The organism is Qipengyuania sp. NPDC077410 (assembly GCF_044543405.1).
Taxonomy (GTDB): Bacteria; Pseudomonadota; Alphaproteobacteria; order Sphingomonadales; family Sphingomonadaceae; genus Qipengyuania; species Qipengyuania pacifica.
In genome coordinates this window covers 1-21079 of record NZ_JBITWB010000003.1, presented here as the reverse complement: position 1 = coordinate 21079, position 21079 = coordinate 1, and the positions used below count along the sequence as shown (strand labels likewise).

Here is a 21079-nt window from a genome sequence, read left to right as displayed (position 1 = left end):
GAAAGCCACCCACCCTAGTGACGCCGTGCAATGTGTCGGATAAGGCCGACAGCCCGGCAACGTCGATCTTGGGGGATCGGGTCGATATGGCGGGCATGGGATTGGGAGAATGCATGTCGGATGAAATTCGCCACCAGGGCCGGTACGAAGATTATGACGCACCGGCCACGCCGGGCTTGCGCCCCGCACGGCTGACCTGGATGCTTCGCGCCTTGGGGCCGATTGCCGCGCTGGCGGTCTGGCTGGCGCTCGGCGGCGCTGAGAACTTGAGCCAGGATGCCCGTGCCGTTGCCGCAATTGGGACATTGATGGCTGTATGGTGGACTACCGAGGCGATCCCGCTCGCCGCCACCTCGCTTCTTCCGATCGTGCTGATGCCGATGGTTACCGATCTGGATGTGGCAGGCAGCACTGCCCCCTATGCCAGCCCGATCGTCTTTCTGTTTCTGGGTGGCTTCCTCATCGCCATCGCGATGGAAAAATGGAACTTGCATCGGCGGATTGCGCTGTGGACACTGCGCCGGGTCGGCACGTCGCCCAAGCAGATCGTGCTTGGCCTCATGCTCGCCACTGGCTTTCTTTCCATGTGGGTTTCCAACACCGCCACCACGCTCATGATGCTGCCGATCGGCCTGTCGGTCATCGCGCTCATGGGCGACCGCGCGAATACGGCGTCGGACGCGGCGGACAATACCGCCGCCCTGCCCCGGCCCGGGCACGTGGATCTGGGGGAAGATTCCGACATTCGTCGTTTCGCGATCTGTCTGATGCTGGCCATCGCATGGTCAGCCAGCATGGGCGGCCTGGGCACGCTGCTCGGCAGCCCGCCCAATGCGATCATCGCCGGCTATGCCAGCACGGAACTGGGTATCGAAATCGGCTTTCTCGACTGGATGATGCTCGGCGTGCCGACTGCACTCGCCTTCATCCTGGTCGGCTGGCTGTTGATGACCCGGCTGCTCTATCGCTTCGATCTCAGCGACATTCCGGGCGGCCGCGACATGATCGAAAAGGAAATCCACAAGCTCGGACCTGTCTCGCAGGGCGAAAAGATGGTTGCGGCCGTCTTCGTCGGCGCCGCGTTTCTGTGGGTCGTACCGGGCCTCCTTTCCAGCGTTCCGGGTCTTGGCGATAATCTCGGCTGGTTCGGACAGATGAACGATACCGCCGTCGCCATTGCCGCCGGCATCGCCATGTTCATCCTGCCCGGACGGGGCCGGCGCGAAATGGTGCTGACCTGGAAAGACGCGGAAGACGGTCTGCCCTGGGGCGTGCTGCTGCTGTTTGGTGGTGGCCTCAGTCTCGCCAGCGCCGTCGCCGCCACCGGTCTCGACGCGTGGTTCGGCGTGCAGGCCAGTGGCCTCGGCGCACTGCCGCTCATCCTACTGATCGCGGCAGTGGTCGCGATCGTGCTCTTCCTCACCGAAGTCACCAGCAACACGGCGACTGCAGCCACCTTCATTCCGATCCTCGGCGGGGTCGCATTGGGTATCGGGGTCGATCCGATGGGCCTTCTGGTCCCTGCCGCCTTCGCCGCCACCTGTGCGTTCATGCTGCCGGTGGGGACGCCGCCCAATGCGATCGTGTTCAGTACCGGCGCCGTTACCATCGCCGAAATGGCGCGCGGCGGCCTGGTGCTCAACCTCGTCGGGGTCGTGCTGATAACGCTGTTCTGCTACTTTCTGGGCGGCGCGACAATGGGCCTGCAATTCTAGCGCCGGCCCACTCGATCGAACCGATTTCCTACACGTCGCCGTCCCGCTAACTTCGCGGCGGGCCACTCCAACCCCGATTCGGCCACACCCGCATGCCCATGCATGAACTTGGCCAAGATGCCGCCCACCCCGGCACCCCGCCCACGAAAAAGGCCGCCGAACGCACGGTCCGGCGGCCCAATCCTGTAGGAAGCGGTTACGCTTAGCCGGCTACGGCAGCGGCGACCTCGGCGGCGAAGTCGCTCTCTTCCTTCTCGATGCCTTCGCCCAGCTGGAAGCGGACATAGTCCACCAGCTCGACCTTGGCGCCGACATCCTTGGCAGCCTGCTCGACGACCTGCGCGATGGGGGTCTTGTTATCCATGACGAAGACCTGGCTCAGCAGAGCGTTCTCCTTGGCGTACTTGGACACAGCGCCTTCGACCATCTTGTCCTGGACGTTCTCGGGCTTGCCGCTTTCGGCAGCCTTTTCCTTGGCGATCGCGCGCTCGCGCTCGATCACTTCGGCGTCGAGACCGTCAGCGGTCAGAGCCTGCGGGAAAGCGGCGGCGATGTGCATGCCGAGCTTCTTGCCGAGTTCGGCCAGCTTGTCCTTGTCGCCTTCACTCTCAAGCGCGACGAGCACGCCGATCTTGCCGAGGTCCGGAGCGACTGCATTGTGCATATAGGGCACGACGACGCCGTCGGCGACCGAAACGGTCTTCATGCGGCGGACCTGCTGGTTCTCGCCGATGGTCGCAACATTGTCGGTCAGCTTGTCGCCGACGGTGCCACCGGTCGGATAGTCGGCAGCCTTCAGCGCTTCGACGTCGTCACCAGCCGTGCCGAGCGCGACCTGAGTGGTCTTGCGGACGAAATCCTGGAACTGGTCGTTCTTGGCAACGAAGTCCGTTTCCGAGTTCACTTCGACGGCAACACCCTTGGTGCCTTCGACGGCAATGCCGACAAGACCTTCGGCGGCGGTACGGCTCGACTTCTTCTGAGCAGTGGCGAGGCCCTTGGCGCGCAGTGCGTCGACCGCAGCTTCGATATCGCCGTTTGCGGCTTCGAGTGCCTTCTTGGCGTCCATCATGCCCGCGCCGGTCTTTTCACGGAGGGCTTTTACGTCAGCGGCAGTGAATGCAGCCATGGTATTTTCCTTCTAGAGATGATGTGCGGGCACCGGGCCAGCTGGATAGCGGCCCGGCGCGTAACTCCGCTTTGTGACGAGCGCGTGATGGCGCCCGGTCGTTAAAGAGCTTAGGCCGCCGCAGTTTCTTCCGGCGGATTTTCCATCGCGCCAACGTCGGCACCCGAATCCTGGATGCCTTCGCCCTTGCCGCTCTTGGCTGCATTGGCGACTGCATCGCAGTACAGACGGATGGCGCGTGCAGCATCGTCGTTGCCCGGGATCGGGAAAGCGATGCCTTCAGGATCGACATTGGTGTCGAGCACGGCGACGACGGGGATGCCGAGAACATTGGCTTCCTTGATCGCCAGATCTTCCATGTTCGCATCGATCACGAACATAACGTCCGGAATGCCGCCCATGTTGCGAATGCCGCCAAGCGACATTTCGAGCTTGTCCCGCTTGCGGGTAAGGTCGAGCACTTCCTTCTTGGTCAGGCCAGCCGTGTCACCCGACAGGCGCTCGTCGAGCGTCTTGAGGTACTTGATGCGTTCGCTGATGGTCTTCCAGTTGGTCAGCATGCCGCCGAGCCAGCGGTGGTTGACGAAGTGCTGACCCGAAGCGAGCGCGGCGTCGCGGATCGCGTCCTGCGCCTGGCGCTTGGTACCGACGAACAGTACCTTGCCGCCCGAACGCGCGGTCTGTTGGATGAAGTCAAGCGCGCGCGCAAACAGCGGTACGGTCTGCGACAGATCGATGATATGGATGCCGTTGCGCGCGCCGAAGATATACGGCTTCATGCGCGGGTTCCAACGGTGGGTCTGGTGGCCGAAGTGCGATCCGGCTTCGATCAATTGCTGCATCGTGACGGTAGGAGCCGCCATAATCATATTCCTTTCCGGTTATGCCTCTGGAAAGCTGGAACCCGAATGCGGTCATGTCCCGCGCAGGGCACCGGTATGGTGTGCCTTCCATGTGGATTTGCCCGACCAGAACAGTCATTGAAACGACCGATTCCGATGCGAACCGGGCGCCCTTAGCGCTGTTCGGGCAGGAAATCCAGCCTCGATTCACCGCTAAAAAAGGGAATCCGGACGCGAAAAGCAGTTGACTCGCAAGAACAAAAAGAGAACATTGCCCAAATCACCGGAACCGACGGTGGTCAGTACGGGTTTTCCACCTGATTTCCCCAGTCTGTCAACATAGCTGGCAGCAGCCGGGGTTGGAGATATCGCAATGTTCGCACTGTTTCTTGTCATCCTTCTCGCCGCTACCGCTCTGGCGGCAGTGGGCGTTCTCGCCGATAGCGGTCTACGGTGGTGGTCCGCTTTCGGCAGACTGCACCGCGATTTGAAGAACGGAAACGTCCCCACTCTGCCGTCACTTCGTCCGGGAATCTCGCTGGGAGGTCATACCGCGTTCGATAGATCGGCCGCGGGCCGCGCCGCGAAGGGCACAATTAACTGCGCCGCTTGATCCGGGAATAGCGGAGCAGAGTATAAGGCAGCAGCAAGAGATAGCCGACGCAAATCGCACTCAAGGTCCACCATGGTTCGACCAGCAGAGCGGCAAACAGAAGTCCGGCTAAGGCGATTATCTCGAGCCTGATTCCGCGCCGTGGCCGCAGTGACGTCCAACCGGGTGTGGCCATGCTCGAGATCATGAGCAATGCCACTGCGACCAGCCAGACGCCGACCAGAAGCGGATGACGAAGCTCTTCAAGCCCCGTAGCCATCCAAAGATAGAATGGCGCAAAGGCCAGCCCCGCGCCCAAAGGCGCAGGAACGCCGGTCAGGAAACCGAGAGATTTATGCGGTTGCTCCTTCACGTCGATCTGAGCATTGAACCGTGCGAGCCTGAGAGCGCAACATATCGCAAAAGCCAGCGCTGCGAACCAGCCGAGCCTCGGTTCGGCTGACAGCGACCACAGGTAAATGATGATCGCGGGCGCAGTGCCGAAGCTCAGCGAATCTGCCAAGCTGTCCAGTTCTGCTCCGAACCGCGATTGCGCCTTGAGGGCACGCGCTATTCGTCCATCGATCCCGTCAAGCAGGCCCGCCAGAATGATCGCAACAACCGCCGCACCCCAATTTCCGCCGATGGCGAAGCGGATGCCGGTAAGGCCGGAACACAGAGCAGCAGCCGTGATCGCATTGGGTACCATCGCCTTGAGCGTCAATGCACGCGAGCGGCCCATTACCGGACGTTCATCTTCCGCCGCCTTCGGGCCCAAACGTGCGCGCTCTTCCGGCTCTGCGGGGGCCTGCGGCGGGAGTATGCTCACTGGGAAACGCCCTCGATCAGCGTCTGCGTTCCAATTTCTGCCAAAACGGTCTCGCCTGCGATCACCTTCTGACCCAGCAGAACCTTCGAATCGGTACCTGCCGGCAAGTAGACATCGACCCGACTACCGAACCGGATCAAGCCAATCCGCTGCCCTACGCCCACGGTATCGCCCGGTTTGACGAAGGGAACGATCCGCCGCGCAACCAGGCCAGCTATCTGAGTGAAACCCAGCTTCAACCCATCCGTCCGCTCGACCAGAATATGCTGACGCTCGTTTTCCTCGCTCGCCTTATCAAGGCCGGCGTCCACGAAGCTTCCGGGAATGTAGACGACTCGGCGGATGGTCCCCGCGATCGGCGTGCGATTGATATGGACGTCGAAGACCGACATGAAGATCGAGATCCGCGTGACCTTGGCCGCTTCCAGCCCGGCATGTTCGCTACCATCATCGACAATCAATTCTGCCGGGGGTTCGACTTCGGCAATCAGCGAGACAAGTCCATCGGCCGGCGCGACGATGAACCTGTCGTCCTGCGGCACCACGCGCTGTGGGTCGCGAAAAAACGCGAACACGCCCAGAGAAAGCAGCAACAGAGGCCAGCCAATGATTTCCCAGTCGAGGCCGAGCAGGAAAACGAGGCTAACGATTACTGCGATAATCCCGAACTTGCGTCCTTCGGGATGGATGGGGGGCCATGACCAGCGAGCATCGCCGCGGCCACGATTGTCAAGAAGATCACCAGGCATGTTCAACACCTAGGGACTACGGCCAATAGTCACAAGGTGTTATGCCACCTTGCGCACGAAGACCGCGCCTGCCGAATATCCGGCACCAAAGCTGCAGATCAGTCCCGTATCGCCTGCCTCCAGATCGTCGCTATGCTTATGGAAAGCTATGATCGAACCGGCACTGGACGTATTGGCGTAGGTATCGAGTACCGTTGGGCTTTCATCGGCGGTCGCCTCGTGTCCCAGCACGCGCTGGGCGATAAGACGGTTCATCCCGGCATTGGCCTGGTGAAGCCAAAGGCGCCGCAGTCCTTGTGGATCGAGTCCGAAATTCTCCGCCTCGGTCACGATCATCTCGGCAACCATTGGAACGACTTCCTTGAACACCTTGCGCCCTTCCTGAACGAAGAGCTTGTCCGCCTTTCCCTCGCCGTCGGGAGAGGCACGATTGAGAAAGCCGAAATTGTTGCGGATGTTGTTCGAAAAGACGGTCTTCAGCTTCGTACCGAGAATGTCCCAATGCGTGGCCGGTGCTATCCCAGCATCTTCGACAAGCACCGCCGTTGCCACATCGCCAAAAATGAAATGACTGTCCCGATCGCGCCAGTTGAGGTGGCCGCTGGTTATTTCGGGGCTGATCACCAGCACGCTTCGTGCGTTGCCCGAGCGGATGTAGTCCGCAGCCGTCTGGATGCCGAACGTCGCCGATGAGCAAGCGACATTCATGTCGAAACCGAAACCATCGATGCCCAGCTCCTGCTGGATTTCGATCGCCATTGCCGGGTAGGGCCGCTCCATATTGGAGGCAGCGCAAAGGACGGCATTGACGTCCGCAGCATCGCGCCCTGCTCGCTCTAGCGCTTGCCGGGCAGCCTTTACCCCGATCTCTGCCAGCATCGAGAGCTCTTCATTGGACCGTTCCGGCCAGCGGGGCGCCATTATCTCCGGATTCAGTATCGGACCTTTCGCCATGACATGTCGCGCCTTTATCCCGCTCGCCTTTTCGATGAATTCCACCGAACTGGTTTGCAGCGCTTCCACATCCCCTGCCTCGATCGCAGCAGCGTTGTCGGCATTGTGACGCTCGACATAGCGGTTGAAGCTTTCAACCAGCTCCTCGTTCGTGATGGTGTCGGATGGCGTAAACAGCCCTGTGGCAGAGATGACAGGACGCCCGGTCAGCTTTTCGCTCTGAGTCATTGCAGCTGACTAGGCCGACTGGCCAATCCCGACAAGCTCTCCCGCCGATGCCTTGCACCATGTCTTGGCATCTCATGCGACAACGGATAGTCCCCGCATTTATGGAGGAAGCGCCCGCATCGTCGCGACATGACCTTTGCCAGGCCTGCGCCATTCGCAACAAGGCGATCTGCTCCGATCTCGATACACGGGAAATCGCCATTCTCAACGGCATTGGCCGTCGGCGCAGGCTTGCCGCGGGCGAGCAATTGATGTGGGAGGGCCATGAAGCGGTCCTCGTCGCAAATGTGATCGAGGGAATTTTGAAGCTTTCTTCCCATTCGGCAGACGGGAAGGAACAGATACTCGGCCTCGTCTATCCATCCGATTTCCTGGGCAGGCCATTCGGCGAAACATCCCCCTATGGCGTGGAGGCGCTGACCGATTCCCACATCTGCGTGTTCGAACGAAGGGATTTCGAACGCTTCGCCCGCGAACATCCGCGGCTGGAACACAAGCTTCTGGAACGCACGTTGGGCGAACTGGACCGGACTCGCCGGTGGATGCTGTTACTCGGCCGCATGACCGCAGAACAGAAACTCGCCAGCTTTCTGCTCGAGATGGCAGATCGCCTTGGAACGAGTGAAGCAGATGGATCGACGACCGTCCTCCTGCCACTTTCGCGGCAGCAGATTGCAGATATTCTCGGTTTGACAGTGGAAACCGTCAGCCGGCAGCTGACCCAGTTGCGGGCGAAAGGCATCATTACGCTTTCATCTCGGCGCGAGATCAGGATCGATATGATCGAAGAACTGCAAGATATCGCCGGATAGGCCGGCCCGAAGAAAAGGGCCCAACGCCCCCTGGACTTCTACACGAGAATGAAAATGGCGGTGGTGGCAGGGCTTGATTCGAACCTAAGAAATAACATTTTGAATTCAATGATGTACTCTTTGTCGCCCAACTATCTTCCCCACACCCCTCCCCACATTTTTGTTCATATAAGCCTAGTTCGATTAATCTTTTCGTCAAAAAAGATGAATATAGTTGCATTTTTCAAGGTGCGATGTGTGCGATTCTGGAGGGCGATGGAGGCCAGCATCGGTCATGTGCTGGCACTGCCTGATATGGTTTAGAACCTAAATTCTCGGACCGAGCAAAGGCGATGCTGCTTCCTCACCAGTTCTTGGTATTGACGCGGCCCACCAGTGCTGAATCGATGATGCACCTGAATACGGAATCCAAACGATTGAGGATGTGGGCGTGCAACCATCCCAGCAACTTGCTAGAACTTAAGTGATGAAGACCGACCTCGATCATCTTCCCCCGCAAAAGCAGCGCGAGATCGAACGCGTCGTGCAGCTCATCTTCGAAGAGTTCGACGATGCCTTCGCGCTTGCAAAGCACGAGTGGAAGAAGGCCGGACGGATACTCAAGGTCATCCTCTACGGCAGCTATGCCCGCGGCACCTGGGTCGACGAGCCGCATACCGCCAAGGGCTATCAGTCGGACTACGATCTGCTGATCATCGTCAATGACAAGCGGCTGGCGGACCGGGTCAAATACTGGTCCAGGCTCGATGACCGGCTGATGCGCGAATACGGTGTGACCGGAACGCTGAAGACGCCGGTCAACTTCATCGTCCATACATTGCAGGAAGTGAACGACGGCCTTGCCCATGGCCGCTACTTCTTCATGGACGTTAAACAGGACGGGGTCGCGCTCTACCAGTTCGACGACACCGAACTACACACGCCCAAGCCCAAGACACCGACGCAGGCGCTCGCCATGGCGCAGGAGTATTTTGACGACTGGTTGCCGAGCGCTCAGAGTTTCATGCGCGGCTACAGCCATGCGGTTAATGATGGCGACCTAAAAAAGGCCGCGTTCGACCTGCATCAAGCGTGCGAGCGTCTCTATCATACAGTCCTTCTCGTCTGCACCTTTTACACGCCTCACGTGCACAATCTGGGTTTCCTACGCACGCAGGCTGAGCGGATCGATTATCGCCTGACGTTCGTCTGGCCGCGCGACAATCGCAAGGATCGCGCAAGGTTCGAAAAGCTTAGGGAAGCCTACGTCAAAGCGCGTTACTCGAAGCACTACCGGATTACGAAGGAAGAGCTTGAATGGCTTGGCGAGCAGGTCGAAGAGCTTGGTCGCGTCGTACACGAACTTTGTTCGGAACGGCTAGAGAAGCTTCGGGCCGAAGCGCGCGCGAGACCAGACAAGCAATAATCTCTGCTGCAGAAGCTTAGCAGCTTGCGCTTCGAACATGCTGAAAGCGGTCCGGCAAGTTAACACCATTTCAGCCGTTCGATGCAATCCTAATCTACCGACAGCTCCGGGGGCATTTGCGGACTGTCTCTTCTTGGGGGACCGGTCACAAAAAACGGATATTCGGCAGACGACCCAATGTCGCACATCCAAAGGGCACCCCCAGTCCCGTCAGGAGGAGCAGCCATCCGTTGAACGAGTAAGCGGTTCCCACTTGGAAATCTCGGCCTCAATCGCCGACAAGCGCTGGCGAACCAAAGTCAGTGCATCACTGCCGAGCAGCAATTGCGGCGGGGGGTCATCCGACGCCACCAGGGTCAAGACCGCTTGCCCCAGCTTGTTGGGATCGCCGAGTTGGTTGCCGTCCTTTTCCTTACGCGCTTCGCGGATCGGATCGAACAGAGCGTCGTAATCGGCGATCGCGCGGTCGGCGCGGACCATCGATCTACCCGCCCAATCGGTGCGGAACGATCCCGGACTTCGACATCTTTCCTCACGTTATTGAAAACGGAGAACGTGCTATGCTCTACACCGTGATCGTCGAACCCGTCGAAGGTAATGCACCCACCACCTTCTGGGCGCATGCCGCGAGTCGACGCTACTGACACTTACTTGTTGTAATGATGCGTGATGGCATCCACAATGCGATCAAGAAGGGGGGAGAAGCCGCCGAACTCAATATCGCTCGCGTTCGGCCTGACAATTTTCTCCGCAAATTCTGCCTTCCCATACTCGCCCCCTGCGCCGTGTTTTTTATTGGGGTTGAACTTCTTGTCGCCTAGCGGCTTTTCGAGCCATTCTTGCGGGAAGAGTTGCTCGATGAAAGTGTCATCTTCGCCTGATTCTGGGGTTTTCACGACATAGAGATTGTGGGCGAGATGGTATGATGGGAGCGTCGTCTTCTTAGAGATTTGCACGTCAAAATGCTTTTTAATCGCCTTGTCTATATGACTAAGACCATCGTCGTTATCGAGAAGCAAAATGACCGGATGTGCCATAGGGCGATGTATGATCTTTGGGAGAATGCGGTCGTAGTCGAGCACGATAGAACGCAAACCTGCCGCTCCTCCGGTTATTTCCAGTATCTCGTTCATGCGGTTTATTGGTTCATGTTTCGGCTTATCTTTCGGATAGCGAAACAGCCTGACTGCTGACTCAAATTTTCCGTCGACAAATTGGCCTAGAACTGGATGGTATTGCGGCAAGCGTTTTATCGCTTCCCGTAGATAGACGATGTCTGTCTTTCCTTCTGCTACAATCAGAGGGCGGTCGAGAGCGACGAACGTCGTATAAAACAGAAACTTTCGAAATAAGGTTCGGGCGGCGGGCGGCTTTATCTTTTTGTCCGCTGGTCCCAAGTCTTTAATGTTGCCGAGGTCGCGACGTACCGCCTTGGATTTGACATAGTGAACATGGCCAATGATCCCATGTAGCGGCTTCGTATTGGTTGTCCATTCCGGCTGTGGCTCCCCTCCTTCGACCTCGGGAGGCAGATGTGAGCGGTAATACCTACCCTCGTTAAATAAGTTTCGACACATCGCTTTCGCATTCCGAAAATATTCTGAGGGCACATTTACTTTGGAATTCACGACCAGTCCGGTGACCGACTGCCGGGATGTTTTAACGCTCATTCGCGTTTTTTCGGGATTCACTTCAAAGTCAGCGTTCTCGATGCGATCAAGCAGTTCGAGTCCGATTTGCCACTCCCCACTCCCCGCTGGCTCCTCGCAGGCTATCGCAGAAGGGAACTCCTTCTGCCTCGTGGAGAAGGTTATGTCGTCCGCGTACCTTGAGTACGTGACCTGATATTTTTTTGCCAAGCGAACCAAACGCTGGTCGAGGATCTGGCCGACTAAGTCCGAGATCACTGGCGAACAGGGACTCCCCTGCGGTAGAGCCGTGCCATCACATGCGATCTGCGCGATTATAGTTGCAACTTTCTCATGGAGAGCAAATTGCTTGTCCTTCATGAAGAAACCACGAACGCGCCAGAAGGTGAATGTAGGGAAGTAATCCTGAAGATCGAGGTTGAATACGAAACGGCTTTGCCGATGCTGTTCCGCATTTGTTACGATAGAATGCCCGCGCCGGAATCCGTGTGACACGGTGTTCTTAAAACCCTCTTTCTCCATCTCGGAACGACAGGCATAGAGGAGGTTCGCAAGGTGTTTTTGAAGCTTCTTCAACTGAAGCGTTGGAGCTTTGATTATCCGGTCGGTGCCATCCTTCTTCTTGATCGGGAAGGCCTTATACTTCTCTGACATCGGGAGCTGATACAGGACATAGCTCAGCCCTTTAGCGGAGTAGCCTAGTAGATCTGCAATCTGATGTAGTGCCGTGGCTTCTTTTAGCTTTTGTAATACCGACACATGGCCCCCGCCTTGGTAAGCGGCTTGCAGGCACTCCTACGCGTATAACAGTCGATCATCATGTAACATCCGATCGCATTAAGCATGTTGAGGAGCACAAGCGCCTCACCACGTTGAATCACATGCCTCGAAACCGGGCAACAATTCTGCCTGCAAGCCTTGAGCCAAGTATGCACAAGCTAACAAACGGTCAAGAAATTAGGACGATGAAACTGGTTGAGACGCAGGTCCGAACACACCGTACAGTGCATGCTTGGAGTAGGGCAGCCACGTCCCAACCTCGGCCGACGAGACCGGTATAGTTTGACGACTGCCTTCAGGCATTATCGCCCGAGTATCAAATGGTGATCAGGGTGGGATCTGAGATCAATACCCTTAGTAAGGTAGGTCCGCCATCCAATCGCAAACGTTCCAACGCCGACCGAGCGCAAACTACCACACCACAACGTCCCTCCTAAAGTGGAACGATGTCCGCTTTCAGGAAGCCCGCGGATAACCTGAATCGTCGAGTTTGGGGCGCAAAGCTGCTGCGTCATGGCGCGGTTCTAAACGAAAGCAAATCTTGCATTTGTGACATTCGAGCAGCCTTGGAGCAGTTGCGAAATCAACCGCGATAACAATTCGTTTGCTTTTGCTCTAATTTTGCCGCCCAGGATGCATCAGGATGGGCACCGCCTCGTGCGCTGCTCGCGCACTACTCCGCTGCTGTTTATGAAGACCGGACTCAACCTTTTCGGCACACGCGCAAGCGCAGTTGTTGATGTTGCGAAAGATCACCGTCGACGGTTTGACCGTGCCATCAATGTTGCCCAGCGACAAAATCAGTACGAGATTGGCGCAGGTTTTAACGCTCACGTAGGCAGCCTTATAACATTTAGTTTGCAGAGCTATTGCAATCGAATTGCAGGGGCAGTGCATCTGGTAAGTTATCATTATGCCGTAGCAAGAGTTGTCCGTAGGTGTCTGACCTATTTAGCAATTTAGGATGGCGAGATAAAAGCAGCGCCGTCGGCCATGCTGCAGGTGGTTGGTTTCGTTGAGCAATAAGCGACGGCACTCGAACTGACCCCGCGGCGCTTTCGTTGAAATTCCGTTTGTTCTCAACTGTCTTAGCGACGGCACTTACCCTCGGATATCAACTTTTCTAAACAATCCGCCTTGAAGTGCGCGTCCCTCACCGTTCGCTTGAACTTCGGCGCATGCGAATGGTGAGCTCGCTCTTAAGGATCGGCGCTGCAGCGTAAGAACGGCAACGAAAGCGTAAGAACGTCATGTGGCGTTGAATGGCCTGTTCGTTCGATACTCGGTGTCGATGGCGGGCCGGTCTGTCCCCTCCCCTGCTCCCTAGGTCGGTCCGTCATCACCCGACAGATGAAAGGATCGACCGGTATGCCAACTGCAGGCACGACAGAGCATCTTCGCGAGCAGCGTGGGAGCCCGGCTATCGAACCGATCGTCATGCGTGTACCAGACGCCTGTCGCTATCTCGGTATTGGGCGCAGCACACTCTATGTGCTTATCGGCAAAGGCGAGATCGAGGTCATCAAAATGGGAGCCGCCACTCTCGTCCTCACAGCCAGCCTGCGTTCGCTGGTGGAACGGCTGCGAAGTCCCGACGCCAAGCAGGCAAGTAGCACAGTATGATGACCGCGCACCCTGACCTCCTGCAAGCTGTCGTACTTGCTGCCATCGTCAGCATGCCAGATCATTCCAAACGCCACCTCGTCTCGAAAGTGCAGGAGAGGCGTGAGAAGGCGGAAGAGGCTCTAACCGCCAGACTTGTGATCGCTCTTTCGCAGCGCTCTTAGTCTCTTTGCGCGACGGCAGCTTTGCGCCCTCATAGCGTCCGTGGCGCGTTAGCTCGCGCAGGCTCTTAATCGGGCCGATACTTTAAAGTTGAAGGGACAGCCTGATCGGCTGGAAGAGCGAGGAATAGACGTGCTGTGCTAACTCGGCGTGCGCGCCTTCTCGCAGCTCGTGCACTGTGCGTTCGGGCGGGGGCAAAGGCGAAAGACCGAGTCTTGGCTTCATATCTCTATTTACAGGACGTTAGGGAGGAGCGGCTTAGGGCCATTGCTATGACTGACACGGAAATCTGGATCGCCTCATTCGTGATTGGCTCCCTAGCGAGCTTCGCATACACTCAGGCTTTGCCGCGCGTCGAAGCCTCCGCTAATTGGAGCCGGCGCACTCAGATATTCTTCGGAGTGGTCATGTTCCTCGTCACCAGCGCGGCTGGCCATATTGTCAGCAAGGCGTATTTCGGAGCGAGTAGCGCAGCCATGAAGACAGTTCGAACAGGAGGCCAAATTGGAAAAGCAGGCTGGGACGACCTGGACGATCGCATCGACCAGATCGAGGGGCGCTAGGCTAGGGCCAGCTTGAGCAGGATCGCGGTGTTGTGGTTGTCGGTGGCAACCATGGCGTACGGTGTGCTGGGGTCAAGCCCATTCTCACATGCGTGTCGCGCATCAGCGTTTTGACACAATCGTTCTTCCGCACAACTGCTTTCTTTTCATGGAGGAATGGCAGCGCTAAACGGCAATTGAGTAACAAGTTTAGTGCAAGTTCAGGCTTGTTTAGAGGGTACGATTTTTCGATTTGTTCTAAAATGAGGACCACATAGCCATCAATGGTGGACGCTTGTATGTCCCAACTCCGTTAGCCACAAAAACGGCAACATACCCGAAAAGAGCATCAAGAGATAATGGCGAACGAGACGGATACACTGGTCAAACCTGACATGGTGGCGGTTCTCGAACGCACACATGTGAGCAAGGACCTACATGGCTTTTTGCTTCCGACCTTGGAAGCAGTGTCTAACGCCATGCATGGGATCGAAGCCCGCTTCCCAGATACCGCTAGGGATGATGGGAAAGTTGAGATTTCCATCGAAAATATCAACGACCCGACGCGGATCATGATCTCAGTCACGGACAATGGCGTCGGACTCGATGACGAAAATTACACATGGTTCAAGACGCCGTTTTCCGGTCATAAGCTTAAACAGAATGGCCGTGGCTTTGGTCGTTTTATCGCATTCAAGGTTTTCAACAGAGTCCTCTATTCGAGCCGATATGACTCTTTCCCAAAGGCAGCGAAACGCACGTTCCGTTTCGATATCAAGCGGGAAAACGAACTCATCTTCCATGATGGAGAACCCGATTTTGAGCACTTGGGTTTGCGAGTCGATTATGACGAGCCGCTACCGGAATGGTCGGAACTCGTAGCCGGACTCGATCGCAACGACATTGCCGATCACATCGGGAGCCATTTCCTCCCACATTTCTTGTACAAGTGGCTTCCCGAGATCACGCTGCGCTTCGACGGCGGTGAGCCGGAGAGCATCACCAGCCACTTCAAAGACGTTTTCGTCCAGTCGGAATCTGGAACTTTCGACTGTGTCATCGACGGGAAGAGTGAGGCGATAGAGTATTCGCTGACAAAGGTTCCTCGCACGCGCTCGTTCAAAAATCACTGCCTTCTTTTCGCTGCCGGCGACCGCATCGTTGGTCACCCGAGAGACTTGACCAACTTGCTTGGCCAGTCGGCTTTTCCCGATGAGAATAACCAAGCCTATATTGTGATCGCCGTGGTTCGTTCGGCAGCCTTCGAAACCCGCCTCAACGATGCGCGGACTGGAATAAATATCTCGCCGGCGACAATTGAAGAGATCGTTGGGAAGGTCGGATCGGTCATTCAGTCGGCCGAGAACGAACAAATAAATAAGATCAAAAGGGCCCAGTCAAAGGAATTGCAGGCCGCGCTTCAAGAAAACCCGATCCTGAGGATCGGGCTAAAGGGACGCTCAATCTCGGAATACGTTGCCGGGAAACCAAACAATTGGAAGGCCCAGGACTTCGTTTCTAACTTGGCCATCGAGCGGTATCGGGCATCGCGCGATCTCACCAAAGCGATCACGATCGCGGCGAACAATCCCGAGGATTATATGTCGAGGATTAAAGAGATCGTCGATAAAATTGATGAGAATAATAAGGAGGCCTTGGCCGAATATGTTGTCCATCGAAAGAAGGTGATCGAACTCATCGAGGCGGCCCGAAAATACGGTGTTTCGGGCACACACGCCCCCGAAGACACCATCCACGATCTCGTCTTCAAGCGGTTCTCCGACAATGTCGAGAGCGACTATTTCGAACACAACCTCTGGCTGATCGACGATGCGCTCGCCTTTCTACCGTATATCTCGAGCGATCGCGCGATGCATGGCAAAGGCAGGAAGAAAGGAGACAAGATCCCTGATCTGGCCTTCTTCGACGAAAGCCTGGTGCTCGGCGACAATGACGGCACGACAATTACGATTGTCGAGTTCAAGAGGCCAAGTCGCGACGACTACCGATTTGGCGACATCAAGCATGACCCGGTGATGCAGGTGCTCAAAACTTTGGACGACGCTACTGCAGCGGGCGGGATAGCACGAACTGATGGAACACACTTCGCCTTCTCCGGCGTGGTGCGCCGGTTTGGCTATATCATTGCAGACATAAAGCCTTCGCTTGCCAAGGTGCTGTCACTGCACGACTTCAAGAACGACTGGAATCCGAGCATCTATGTTCGCTACCGCGACAATGAAGAAATTTTTATTCAAGCAATGGGATATGACACGCTTATTGCAAATGCGAAGAAGCGCAACCAAGCCTTCTTCAGTGTCCTGTTCGGCGAATAGATGACTTCAAAAGAGGAGCATATTCGTCAGGTCGTCGATGAAATATCAGGCGATTGGGAAGCGGATAGTTCGATCATTTTCGGAACCGAGCAACAGCGCAAAAAATTGCTCCATGCGTCCCGCAATCGTCGCTTCAAAGGGTGGAAACGTAGTGGTACCTGTGTCTACCCTGGTTGCACTCAAGCGAGCATTCCTAAGTCGCATACGTTACAACGCAACGGGCCATTAGCACTAATCGCAGAGAATGGTCATGTGGTGGCTCCAGCGATCGGCCCAGATGGCACCATTAGAGTCGGTAAGGTGGGAATAAATTTGGCTTCGACTTTCGCAGGGTTCTGCGAAGAGCACGAACAAATCTTCACCGATTTTGAGGAAGTCGGCGAGATTTCTCAGGAACAGCACGTTGCCAAACAGGCCTTTCGTACCGTCTGTCGTGAGATCGCTATCCGAAAATTTTCGATGGAAGAGGGTGAAAAGGATTTAGCAGCTTATCACGAGACGCGCGCACGGTTTTTTAGAGATCGACTTCAAGCAGCGATACCTGGTGCAGAACTAAAATCGGTTTCGATTGAAGGAGACACGAGAGAAGAAGAGCCTCTCCGAATTCTAAAACAGGCTCGGGAGATGATAATCGAGCTGAGCAGTTTGAAGGCGCGGTTGGCTGACATCATCGAAGGACGAAAAGCGCAAGCCGACATTCTCGCTTGGAACTTGCCGCTCGAAATCCCGGTAGCATTGTCGGGAGCCTTGCTGCCAATGTATCGTAAGCGGAGTGAGAAAATTCGCACGGCGCCCATCGCCGTTGGCGTGATCCCACAAAACGGGAGGACGGTCGTCTATCTTTCAAGTCTGAGCAATCATCGACAGTTCCTGATCGGGTGGTACAACAAATTCAAGTTTGGTCTAAGTGGGTTGAACTTGATCGAGCAGTGGATGGTACACGGCACCGATCATTGGTATCTGCCGCCCTCGTTATGGGCGAGCCTCACTCAGACGCGTCAGACAGAAATCGAACAACTAATCCAGTCTGAGGAATTCGCCGTGGACGTCGATCCCGCACCTTCCATCTTCGATAATTTGCGGCTGCTCATGCTTCGTGAGTTAGAGGGTCAACAAAACACTGAAAATCGGTCGCGCGTTGATCAAATCGTCGCAGAAGAAAGAGCGAAGCTCCCCCAGTAACCGAGAACCAGTTGCGAGGCGCTACTCTGCCGCGATCAGTGCGTTCGGAATTTCGTCCGCTAGGATTCCTCGGACAGAGGCGCCGACAACTTCGGCTAGATCGCAAGGGACCGCATTCCCAATCTGGCGGTATTGCGCGCTTTGCGAACCAGCAAGTCTATACCCTTTCGGGAAGGTCTGGATCGCCAAACATTCATCGATTGTAAGCCTCCGGAGTTGGGCAGGAGCAAGCCCGCTACGCGGCTTCCCACCATTCCAAAGATGGCCGTGGTACTCTTCGACGAAGCTTGGAGCATTCTCAAAAATCACGCTCTCGTCTACGATCGGGGTCTTGTTGCCTCCCATTGACGCAGGCAAAGTTGTCGCACAACCATCGGCTGGTAGTGGTCTCCCTGCGCCATTGAAGAGCATCCCCGCGTAAGGTGATCTCCGCAATATAGGTGAGCGGGCAAAGGTTATTTTCGCTTTGCAGATGCGCGGGTTCCCATTCGTGCCTGCGCGACCAAGCTCACGAACAACTTGGCCTACAGTTTTTGGTTCCGCTTCGCGTGATGCAATATGGGCTTCGAGGTCGCACCTCAAATCATCGTCGTCGCCCCAGTATTCGTCCCGTCGGATTCCTATCAAAAACATACGCTCACGAATTTGAGGTATTCCAAAATCCGAAGCCTTCAATACGAGCATTGCAACACGATACTTTTTTCGGGCGCGTTCGAAGAGAGAATCCCGAACCTTCGACCAACGCGAAAGCACGGCGAGTGCCTTTACGTTCTCGCAGACAAACGCAGACGGTTCGAGGCCATCAACGACATCAAAGAATGTGTTGATGAGTTCGCTTCTTTCGTCGTCTGGGTCCATTTTTCCGGCAATGGAAAACCCCTGACACGGCGGTCCACCGAAAACTAGGTCCACCCCTTTGCCGCTCGCGATGGCCTTCGAAGGATCGAGTCCGCCACATGCGATGTCGCCAAGATCGTTTTTCAGAAACGTTGCGCAGGCATCCGGGTCGATATCGTTGGCATAAACGGTTCGGAATCCAGCGCGATGAAACCCAACATCCATCCCGCCTGCGCCCGAGAAAAGCGATACCGCTTTGAGTGTGTTTCCCTGCACGTTGGCACCTACGCTACCTTCAGCTCAACTTGAGTCGGTAGCTGAACAACAAGAACAAAGCTAGAGCAAACTGTGACTTATAGTCCGTAGACTTATAATCATCCACAGGCTTAGACGGCTGAAATGGGGCGACTGCCATCGGAACTAGTGGGAATCTTCGCGCGGAATCTCCGCGAAGCGAGGCATAGAGCTCGTTTATCTCAAGAGGACCTTGCGTTAAAAGCAGGCTTGGACCGTACTTACGTAAGCGGATGTGAACGTGGAACCCGGAACCCTTCTCTCGTGTCTGTAGAGAAGCTCTCAAATGCTTTGGAGATCGAGGCTGACCTTCTCCTGCGGAGGTCCGAATGAGTTTCGAATTTCGCGCGGCAGTTCGTGCACTCTTGCTTCCCGTCGTTCCTGCACGGGAAGAGGAATACTTCGCAGCAGTTGAAGCTACGCTCGATCAGATTGGAATTGTGGATGACAAACCCTCATGGCTGTCGGTCCAGCTTCGTCGATGGGAAGCAGATGGAAGACCATCAAATGCGCTAAAGAGTGTCGTTCGCGATCTTCTTTTCAATAACAATCGTCAACCTCCGACATTCGTATTTGAGAATTTAGCGGGACCAAACGGGGATACCTATCGGAATGCTGCCAATGGGTTGGCTAGCCGCTTTTTCAATCTTCATGCCAACCTGGTCGATCAGCATCTGCTAACGCACGACGAAGCACGGCAGATTATCTCGCACGCGGGGATGATTATTCGGTTGGCCATCGAAGAGAGAATGACTGCATCCGAGATCAGTAGGCTTGCGGCAGCCCGCGACAATCGTTTCGCGCTGAACTGGCGAGTTGTACGCGCGATCCTGCAAGTGGCCCGCTGCGCACCGACTCTAGCTCGCGAAAGAGCGCAGTTGATATTTGCTTCTGACACCGAAGCAGAACCTTTTCTTTTGGGCGATCTAGACTTGCTCGATTCAATTCAACGAATTGGGCAAATCGCTAAAGAACTGGGTTGTATCGGAGATTTCAGCGCTTGGCTCGAAGATGTTTTTATCAATGACCTCCATCCGCCTTATTTGCTTCTGCTACACTACCAACTGCTGGTCCAAGCTGAATACGATCACGCGGTCACATACGCCTATGAGTTCGCTCCACGCGGTCAACTTGGCGATTGGCTGACGCAGTGTTATATCGACCACGGCATCCCTGTAGCGAAAAGCGCCTTCCTGAATAACGCAAAGGCGACGTTGCGGTTTGACCAAGTTTGGGTGTCGGGACGGGCCGACCACCTTCGATCCGCCACTGCTCTGGCGAACATACTTGGTGCGTTGGAGAACCTTGGGGCCCTGGCCAAGGACGAGCTAGCGAGTCAAATCAGAGGCCTACTGCACAGGTACATGCGGGTCGAGCACGAGAGAAACCAAGGCGCAATACCGCACCTTATTCCTGTGCTCACTGACGCACAGGTGCGAGACCTCGTCACCGCGATTGGTGTTGGAAATACCGGTACAACGGGCATACTTGAGCAAAGGTTGGTCGACTGCTTGGGCATTGCGTTGCATCCGGCAGCAAACGGATGGAGCCAAAGAGGGTTGGGAGACTCAGTGTTTGCAGCGAATACATTTCGAAAGAAATTTGGTGACATCGAGTTCGAAAAGGCTGACCGAGATAATCCGAATATTGCGGCGTTTGAGTCTCACGGTGGCCGTCTGACAGAACCATATGTCCTAGATCACATCGACAGCTTTCGATCAGTGCTTGCCGCAAGAATTCAAGACCTTAATTCAATCGCCCCGTTACCGGGGTGGTCGTTTGTCGTGACCTTCGTGGCCCACGCATTTGACGAAGGATTGCCAAACGCCCTCCAAGCCGATGGTGTTGAGCTGGAACTTCGTTATCGAACGTTTGGCGAATGCGCAGCTAAACTCGTTGCAGACGGTTGCGAAGACCAACTCCGAGAGTTGCTAATCGAAAAATTGAACGAGGGTTTCGTCCATCCAAACGTTCGTCAGATCGCGCTCGCTTTAAGCGGCGCATGAATGACCGAGGCTATCTTCGATCGCGTCGCCTACTTGTTGGATAACTTCGAGCAAGTGCCCAGCATCTCATTAAGGACAGCGGGCCGTTGTCTGCACGTTGGCATGGCCAAAGCAAACGCCCGATCATTGGCAAGGTTTCTTTTTCATAGCCGCGTGGCTGGCACACGTATCGTGTAGATCGTGAACGCGGCCCCCGGGTAGTCCTGCCTCTTCCCTGACTCTGCGACAGAACCCATCCTCGCCGGAAGACATGCGGCATGGCTGAAACCATGCGCGCCGGGATTTAGGATTTGATTTGGCAGAGACGTTGGTTTGGAACTGACGTGACCCCCAGCTTTCCTCCAGCTGGGATTAGAGCCGAGCCGTTTTGTTGCGCATGAGCGCGGTTGAAGCAATGGGCTGCGTAGCGGAGC

At 56.0% G+C, this 21079-nt stretch carries 20 protein-coding genes; 11 read left to right on the top strand and 9 right to left on the bottom strand.

The genetic code is table 11. The features are described from left to right. The first annotated feature begins 32 nt into the window (after positions 1-32). Entirely contained in the window at positions 33-1715 is a 1683-nt protein-coding gene (locus ACIGGE_RS13695) for an SLC13 family permease (RefSeq protein WP_345725385.1), read from the top strand. Between the two features lie 202 nt (positions 1716-1917). On the opposite strand, the gene tsf is transcribed toward ACIGGE_RS13695, so the two are convergent. Further along, the gene (gene tsf, locus ACIGGE_RS13690; RefSeq protein WP_397490790.1) at positions 1918-2844 is read right to left on the bottom strand and encodes a translation elongation factor Ts; all 927 of its coding nucleotides are present in this window, start codon (positions 2842-2844) and stop codon (positions 1918-1920) included. A gap of 110 nt (positions 2845-2954) precedes the next feature. Then, positions 2955-3707 (bottom strand): 30S ribosomal protein S2, encoded by a 753-nt coding sequence (gene rpsB / locus ACIGGE_RS13685; protein ID WP_103023794.1) that lies wholly within the window; start codon positions 3705-3707, stop codon positions 2955-2957. Positions 3708-4059: 352 nt separating this feature from the next. Between rpsB and ACIGGE_RS13680 the strand changes: the two genes are divergently transcribed. Beyond that, entirely contained in the window at positions 4060-4299 is a 240-nt protein-coding gene (locus ACIGGE_RS13680; protein WP_397490789.1) for a hypothetical protein, read from the top strand. Here the strand turns inward: ACIGGE_RS13680 and ACIGGE_RS13675 are convergent. The 3 genes from ACIGGE_RS13675 to ACIGGE_RS13665 form a co-directional block, all read right to left on the bottom strand. Further along, the gene (locus tag ACIGGE_RS13675; protein ID WP_397491002.1) at positions 4283-5020 is read right to left on the bottom strand and encodes a CDP-alcohol phosphatidyltransferase family protein; all 738 of its coding nucleotides are present in this window, start codon (positions 5018-5020) and stop codon (positions 4283-4285) included. The genes ACIGGE_RS13680 and ACIGGE_RS13675 overlap by 17 nt on opposite strands. 83 nt (positions 5021-5103) lie before the next feature. Further along, positions 5104-5856, bottom strand: a complete 753-nt coding sequence (locus ACIGGE_RS13670) for a phosphatidylserine decarboxylase (RefSeq protein WP_103023493.1) — start codon at positions 5854-5856, stop codon at positions 5104-5106. Between the two features lie 39 nt (positions 5857-5895). Then, positions 5896-7038, bottom strand: coding sequence for a beta-ketoacyl-ACP synthase III (locus ACIGGE_RS13665; protein WP_397490788.1), 1143 nt, complete (start codon positions 7036-7038; stop codon positions 5896-5898). Positions 7039-7139: 101 nt separating this feature from the next. Between ACIGGE_RS13665 and ACIGGE_RS13660 the strand changes: the two genes are divergently transcribed. Both ACIGGE_RS13660 and ACIGGE_RS13655 read left to right on the top strand, forming a co-directional pair. Further along, the gene (locus tag ACIGGE_RS13660) at positions 7140-7850 is read left to right on the top strand and encodes a Crp/Fnr family transcriptional regulator (RefSeq protein ID WP_397490787.1); all 711 of its coding nucleotides are present in this window, start codon (positions 7140-7142) and stop codon (positions 7848-7850) included. 466 nt (positions 7851-8316) lie between these two features. Beyond that, positions 8317-9255: a HEPN domain-containing protein gene (locus ACIGGE_RS13655; protein WP_397490786.1), complete on the top strand. Its 939-nt coding sequence runs from the start codon at positions 8317-8319 to the stop codon at positions 9253-9255. A gap of 210 nt (positions 9256-9465) precedes the next feature. On the opposite strand, the gene ACIGGE_RS13650 is transcribed toward ACIGGE_RS13655, so the two are convergent. The 3 genes from ACIGGE_RS13650 to ACIGGE_RS13640 all read right to left on the bottom strand — a co-directional run bounded on the left by ACIGGE_RS13650 (position 9466) and on the right by ACIGGE_RS13640 (position 12518). Further along, a complete protein-coding gene (locus tag ACIGGE_RS13650; protein ID WP_397490785.1) occupies positions 9466-9735 on the bottom strand; it encodes a hypothetical protein in 270 nt (89 codons plus the stop codon). A 167-nt stretch (positions 9736-9902) separates the two neighbouring features. Next, positions 9903-11663, bottom strand: a complete 1761-nt coding sequence (locus ACIGGE_RS13645; RefSeq protein ID WP_397490784.1) for a retron Ec67 family RNA-directed DNA polymerase/endonuclease — start codon at positions 11661-11663, stop codon at positions 9903-9905. Positions 11664-12299: 636 nt separating this feature from the next. Next, positions 12300-12518: a hypothetical protein gene (locus tag ACIGGE_RS13640; protein ID WP_397490783.1), complete on the bottom strand. Its 219-nt coding sequence runs from the start codon at positions 12516-12518 to the stop codon at positions 12300-12302. Between the two features lie 534 nt (positions 12519-13052). Here ACIGGE_RS13640 and ACIGGE_RS13635 point away from each other — a divergent pair. The 5 genes from ACIGGE_RS13635 (at position 13053) to ACIGGE_RS13615 (ending at position 17529) form a co-directional block, all read left to right on the top strand. After that, positions 13053-13307, top strand: a complete 255-nt coding sequence (locus tag ACIGGE_RS13635) for a helix-turn-helix domain-containing protein (RefSeq protein ID WP_397490782.1) — start codon at positions 13053-13055, stop codon at positions 13305-13307. After that, on the top strand, positions 13304-13471 hold the full coding sequence (locus ACIGGE_RS13630) for a hypothetical protein (protein WP_397490781.1): 168 nt from the start codon (positions 13304-13306) through the stop codon (positions 13469-13471). The genes ACIGGE_RS13635 and ACIGGE_RS13630 overlap by 4 nt, the downstream gene beginning before the upstream one ends. 270 nt (positions 13472-13741) lie before the next feature. Then, positions 13742-14032: a hypothetical protein gene (locus tag ACIGGE_RS13625; RefSeq protein ID WP_397490780.1), complete on the top strand. Its 291-nt coding sequence runs from the start codon at positions 13742-13744 to the stop codon at positions 14030-14032. Positions 14033-14370: 338 nt separating this feature from the next. Further along, positions 14371-16347 (top strand): ATP-binding protein, encoded by a 1977-nt coding sequence (locus tag ACIGGE_RS13620; protein WP_397490779.1) that lies wholly within the window; start codon positions 14371-14373, stop codon positions 16345-16347. Then, entirely contained in the window at positions 16348-17529 is a 1182-nt protein-coding gene (locus tag ACIGGE_RS13615) for a hypothetical protein (protein ID WP_397490778.1), read from the top strand. A 21-nt stretch (positions 17530-17550) separates the two neighbouring features. Here ACIGGE_RS13615 and ACIGGE_RS13610 read toward each other — a convergent pair whose 3' ends face one another. Next, on the bottom strand, positions 17551-18642 hold the full coding sequence (locus tag ACIGGE_RS13610) for a DNA cytosine methyltransferase (RefSeq protein WP_397490777.1): 1092 nt from the start codon (positions 18640-18642) through the stop codon (positions 17551-17553). 123 nt (positions 18643-18765) lie between these two features. On the opposite strand from ACIGGE_RS13610, the gene ACIGGE_RS13605 reads away from it, so the two are divergent. Together ACIGGE_RS13605 and ACIGGE_RS13600 are read left to right on the top strand one after the other, a co-directional pair. Then, complete coding sequence (locus ACIGGE_RS13605; protein WP_397490776.1) at positions 18766-18993, top strand: helix-turn-helix domain-containing protein; 228 nt, start codon at positions 18766-18768, stop codon at positions 18991-18993. Further along, positions 18990-20666, top strand: a complete 1677-nt coding sequence (locus ACIGGE_RS13600) for a hypothetical protein (RefSeq protein WP_397490775.1) — start codon at positions 18990-18992, stop codon at positions 20664-20666. The genes ACIGGE_RS13605 and ACIGGE_RS13600 overlap by 4 nt, the downstream gene beginning before the upstream one ends. The last annotated feature ends 413 nt before the right edge of the window (positions 20667-21079 follow it).

What these genes read in the sequence shown, in the direction of transcription:
- ACIGGE_RS13680 (WP_397490789.1), top strand. Translation starts at nt 4,060, where the DNA reads ATGTTCGCACTGTTTCTTGTCATCCTTCTCGCCGCTACCGCTCTGGCG.
- ACIGGE_RS13600 (WP_397490775.1), top strand. Translation starts at nt 18,990, where the DNA reads ATGAGTTTCGAATTTCGCGCGGCAGTTCGTGCACTCTTGCTTCCCGTC.
- tsf (WP_397490790.1), bottom strand. Translation starts at nt 2,844, where the DNA reads ATGGCTGCATTCACTGCCGCTGACGTAAAAGCCCTCCGTGAAAAGACC.
- ACIGGE_RS13650 (WP_397490785.1), bottom strand. Translation starts at nt 9,735, where the DNA reads ATGGTCCGCGCCGACCGCGCGATCGCCGATTACGACGCTCTGTTCGAT.
- ACIGGE_RS13630 (WP_397490781.1), top strand. Translation starts at nt 13,304, where the DNA reads ATGATGACCGCGCACCCTGACCTCCTGCAAGCTGTCGTACTTGCTGCC.
- ACIGGE_RS13620 (WP_397490779.1), top strand. Translation starts at nt 14,371, where the DNA reads ATGGCGAACGAGACGGATACACTGGTCAAACCTGACATGGTGGCGGTT.
- ACIGGE_RS13660 (WP_397490787.1), top strand. Translation starts at nt 7,140, where the DNA reads ATGGAGGAAGCGCCCGCATCGTCGCGACATGACCTTTGCCAGGCCTGC.
- ACIGGE_RS13665 (WP_397490788.1), bottom strand. Translation starts at nt 7,038, where the DNA reads ATGACTCAGAGCGAAAAGCTGACCGGGCGTCCTGTCATCTCTGCCACA.
- ACIGGE_RS13670 (WP_103023493.1), bottom strand. Translation starts at nt 5,856, where the DNA reads ATGCCTGGTGATCTTCTTGACAATCGTGGCCGCGGCGATGCTCGCTGG.
- ACIGGE_RS13675 (WP_397491002.1), bottom strand. Translation starts at nt 5,020, where the DNA reads ATGGGCCGCTCGCGTGCATTGACGCTCAAGGCGATGGTACCCAATGCG.
- ACIGGE_RS13605 (WP_397490776.1), top strand. Translation starts at nt 18,766, where the DNA reads ATGGGGCGACTGCCATCGGAACTAGTGGGAATCTTCGCGCGGAATCTC.
- rpsB (WP_103023794.1), bottom strand. Translation starts at nt 3,707, where the DNA reads ATGGCGGCTCCTACCGTCACGATGCAGCAATTGATCGAAGCCGGATCG.
- ACIGGE_RS13635 (WP_397490782.1), top strand. Translation starts at nt 13,053, where the DNA reads ATGCCAACTGCAGGCACGACAGAGCATCTTCGCGAGCAGCGTGGGAGC.
- ACIGGE_RS13655 (WP_397490786.1), top strand. Translation starts at nt 8,317, where the DNA reads ATGAAGACCGACCTCGATCATCTTCCCCCGCAAAAGCAGCGCGAGATC.
- ACIGGE_RS13615 (WP_397490778.1), top strand. Translation starts at nt 16,348, where the DNA reads ATGACTTCAAAAGAGGAGCATATTCGTCAGGTCGTCGATGAAATATCA.
- ACIGGE_RS13625 (WP_397490780.1), top strand. Translation starts at nt 13,742, where the DNA reads ATGACTGACACGGAAATCTGGATCGCCTCATTCGTGATTGGCTCCCTA.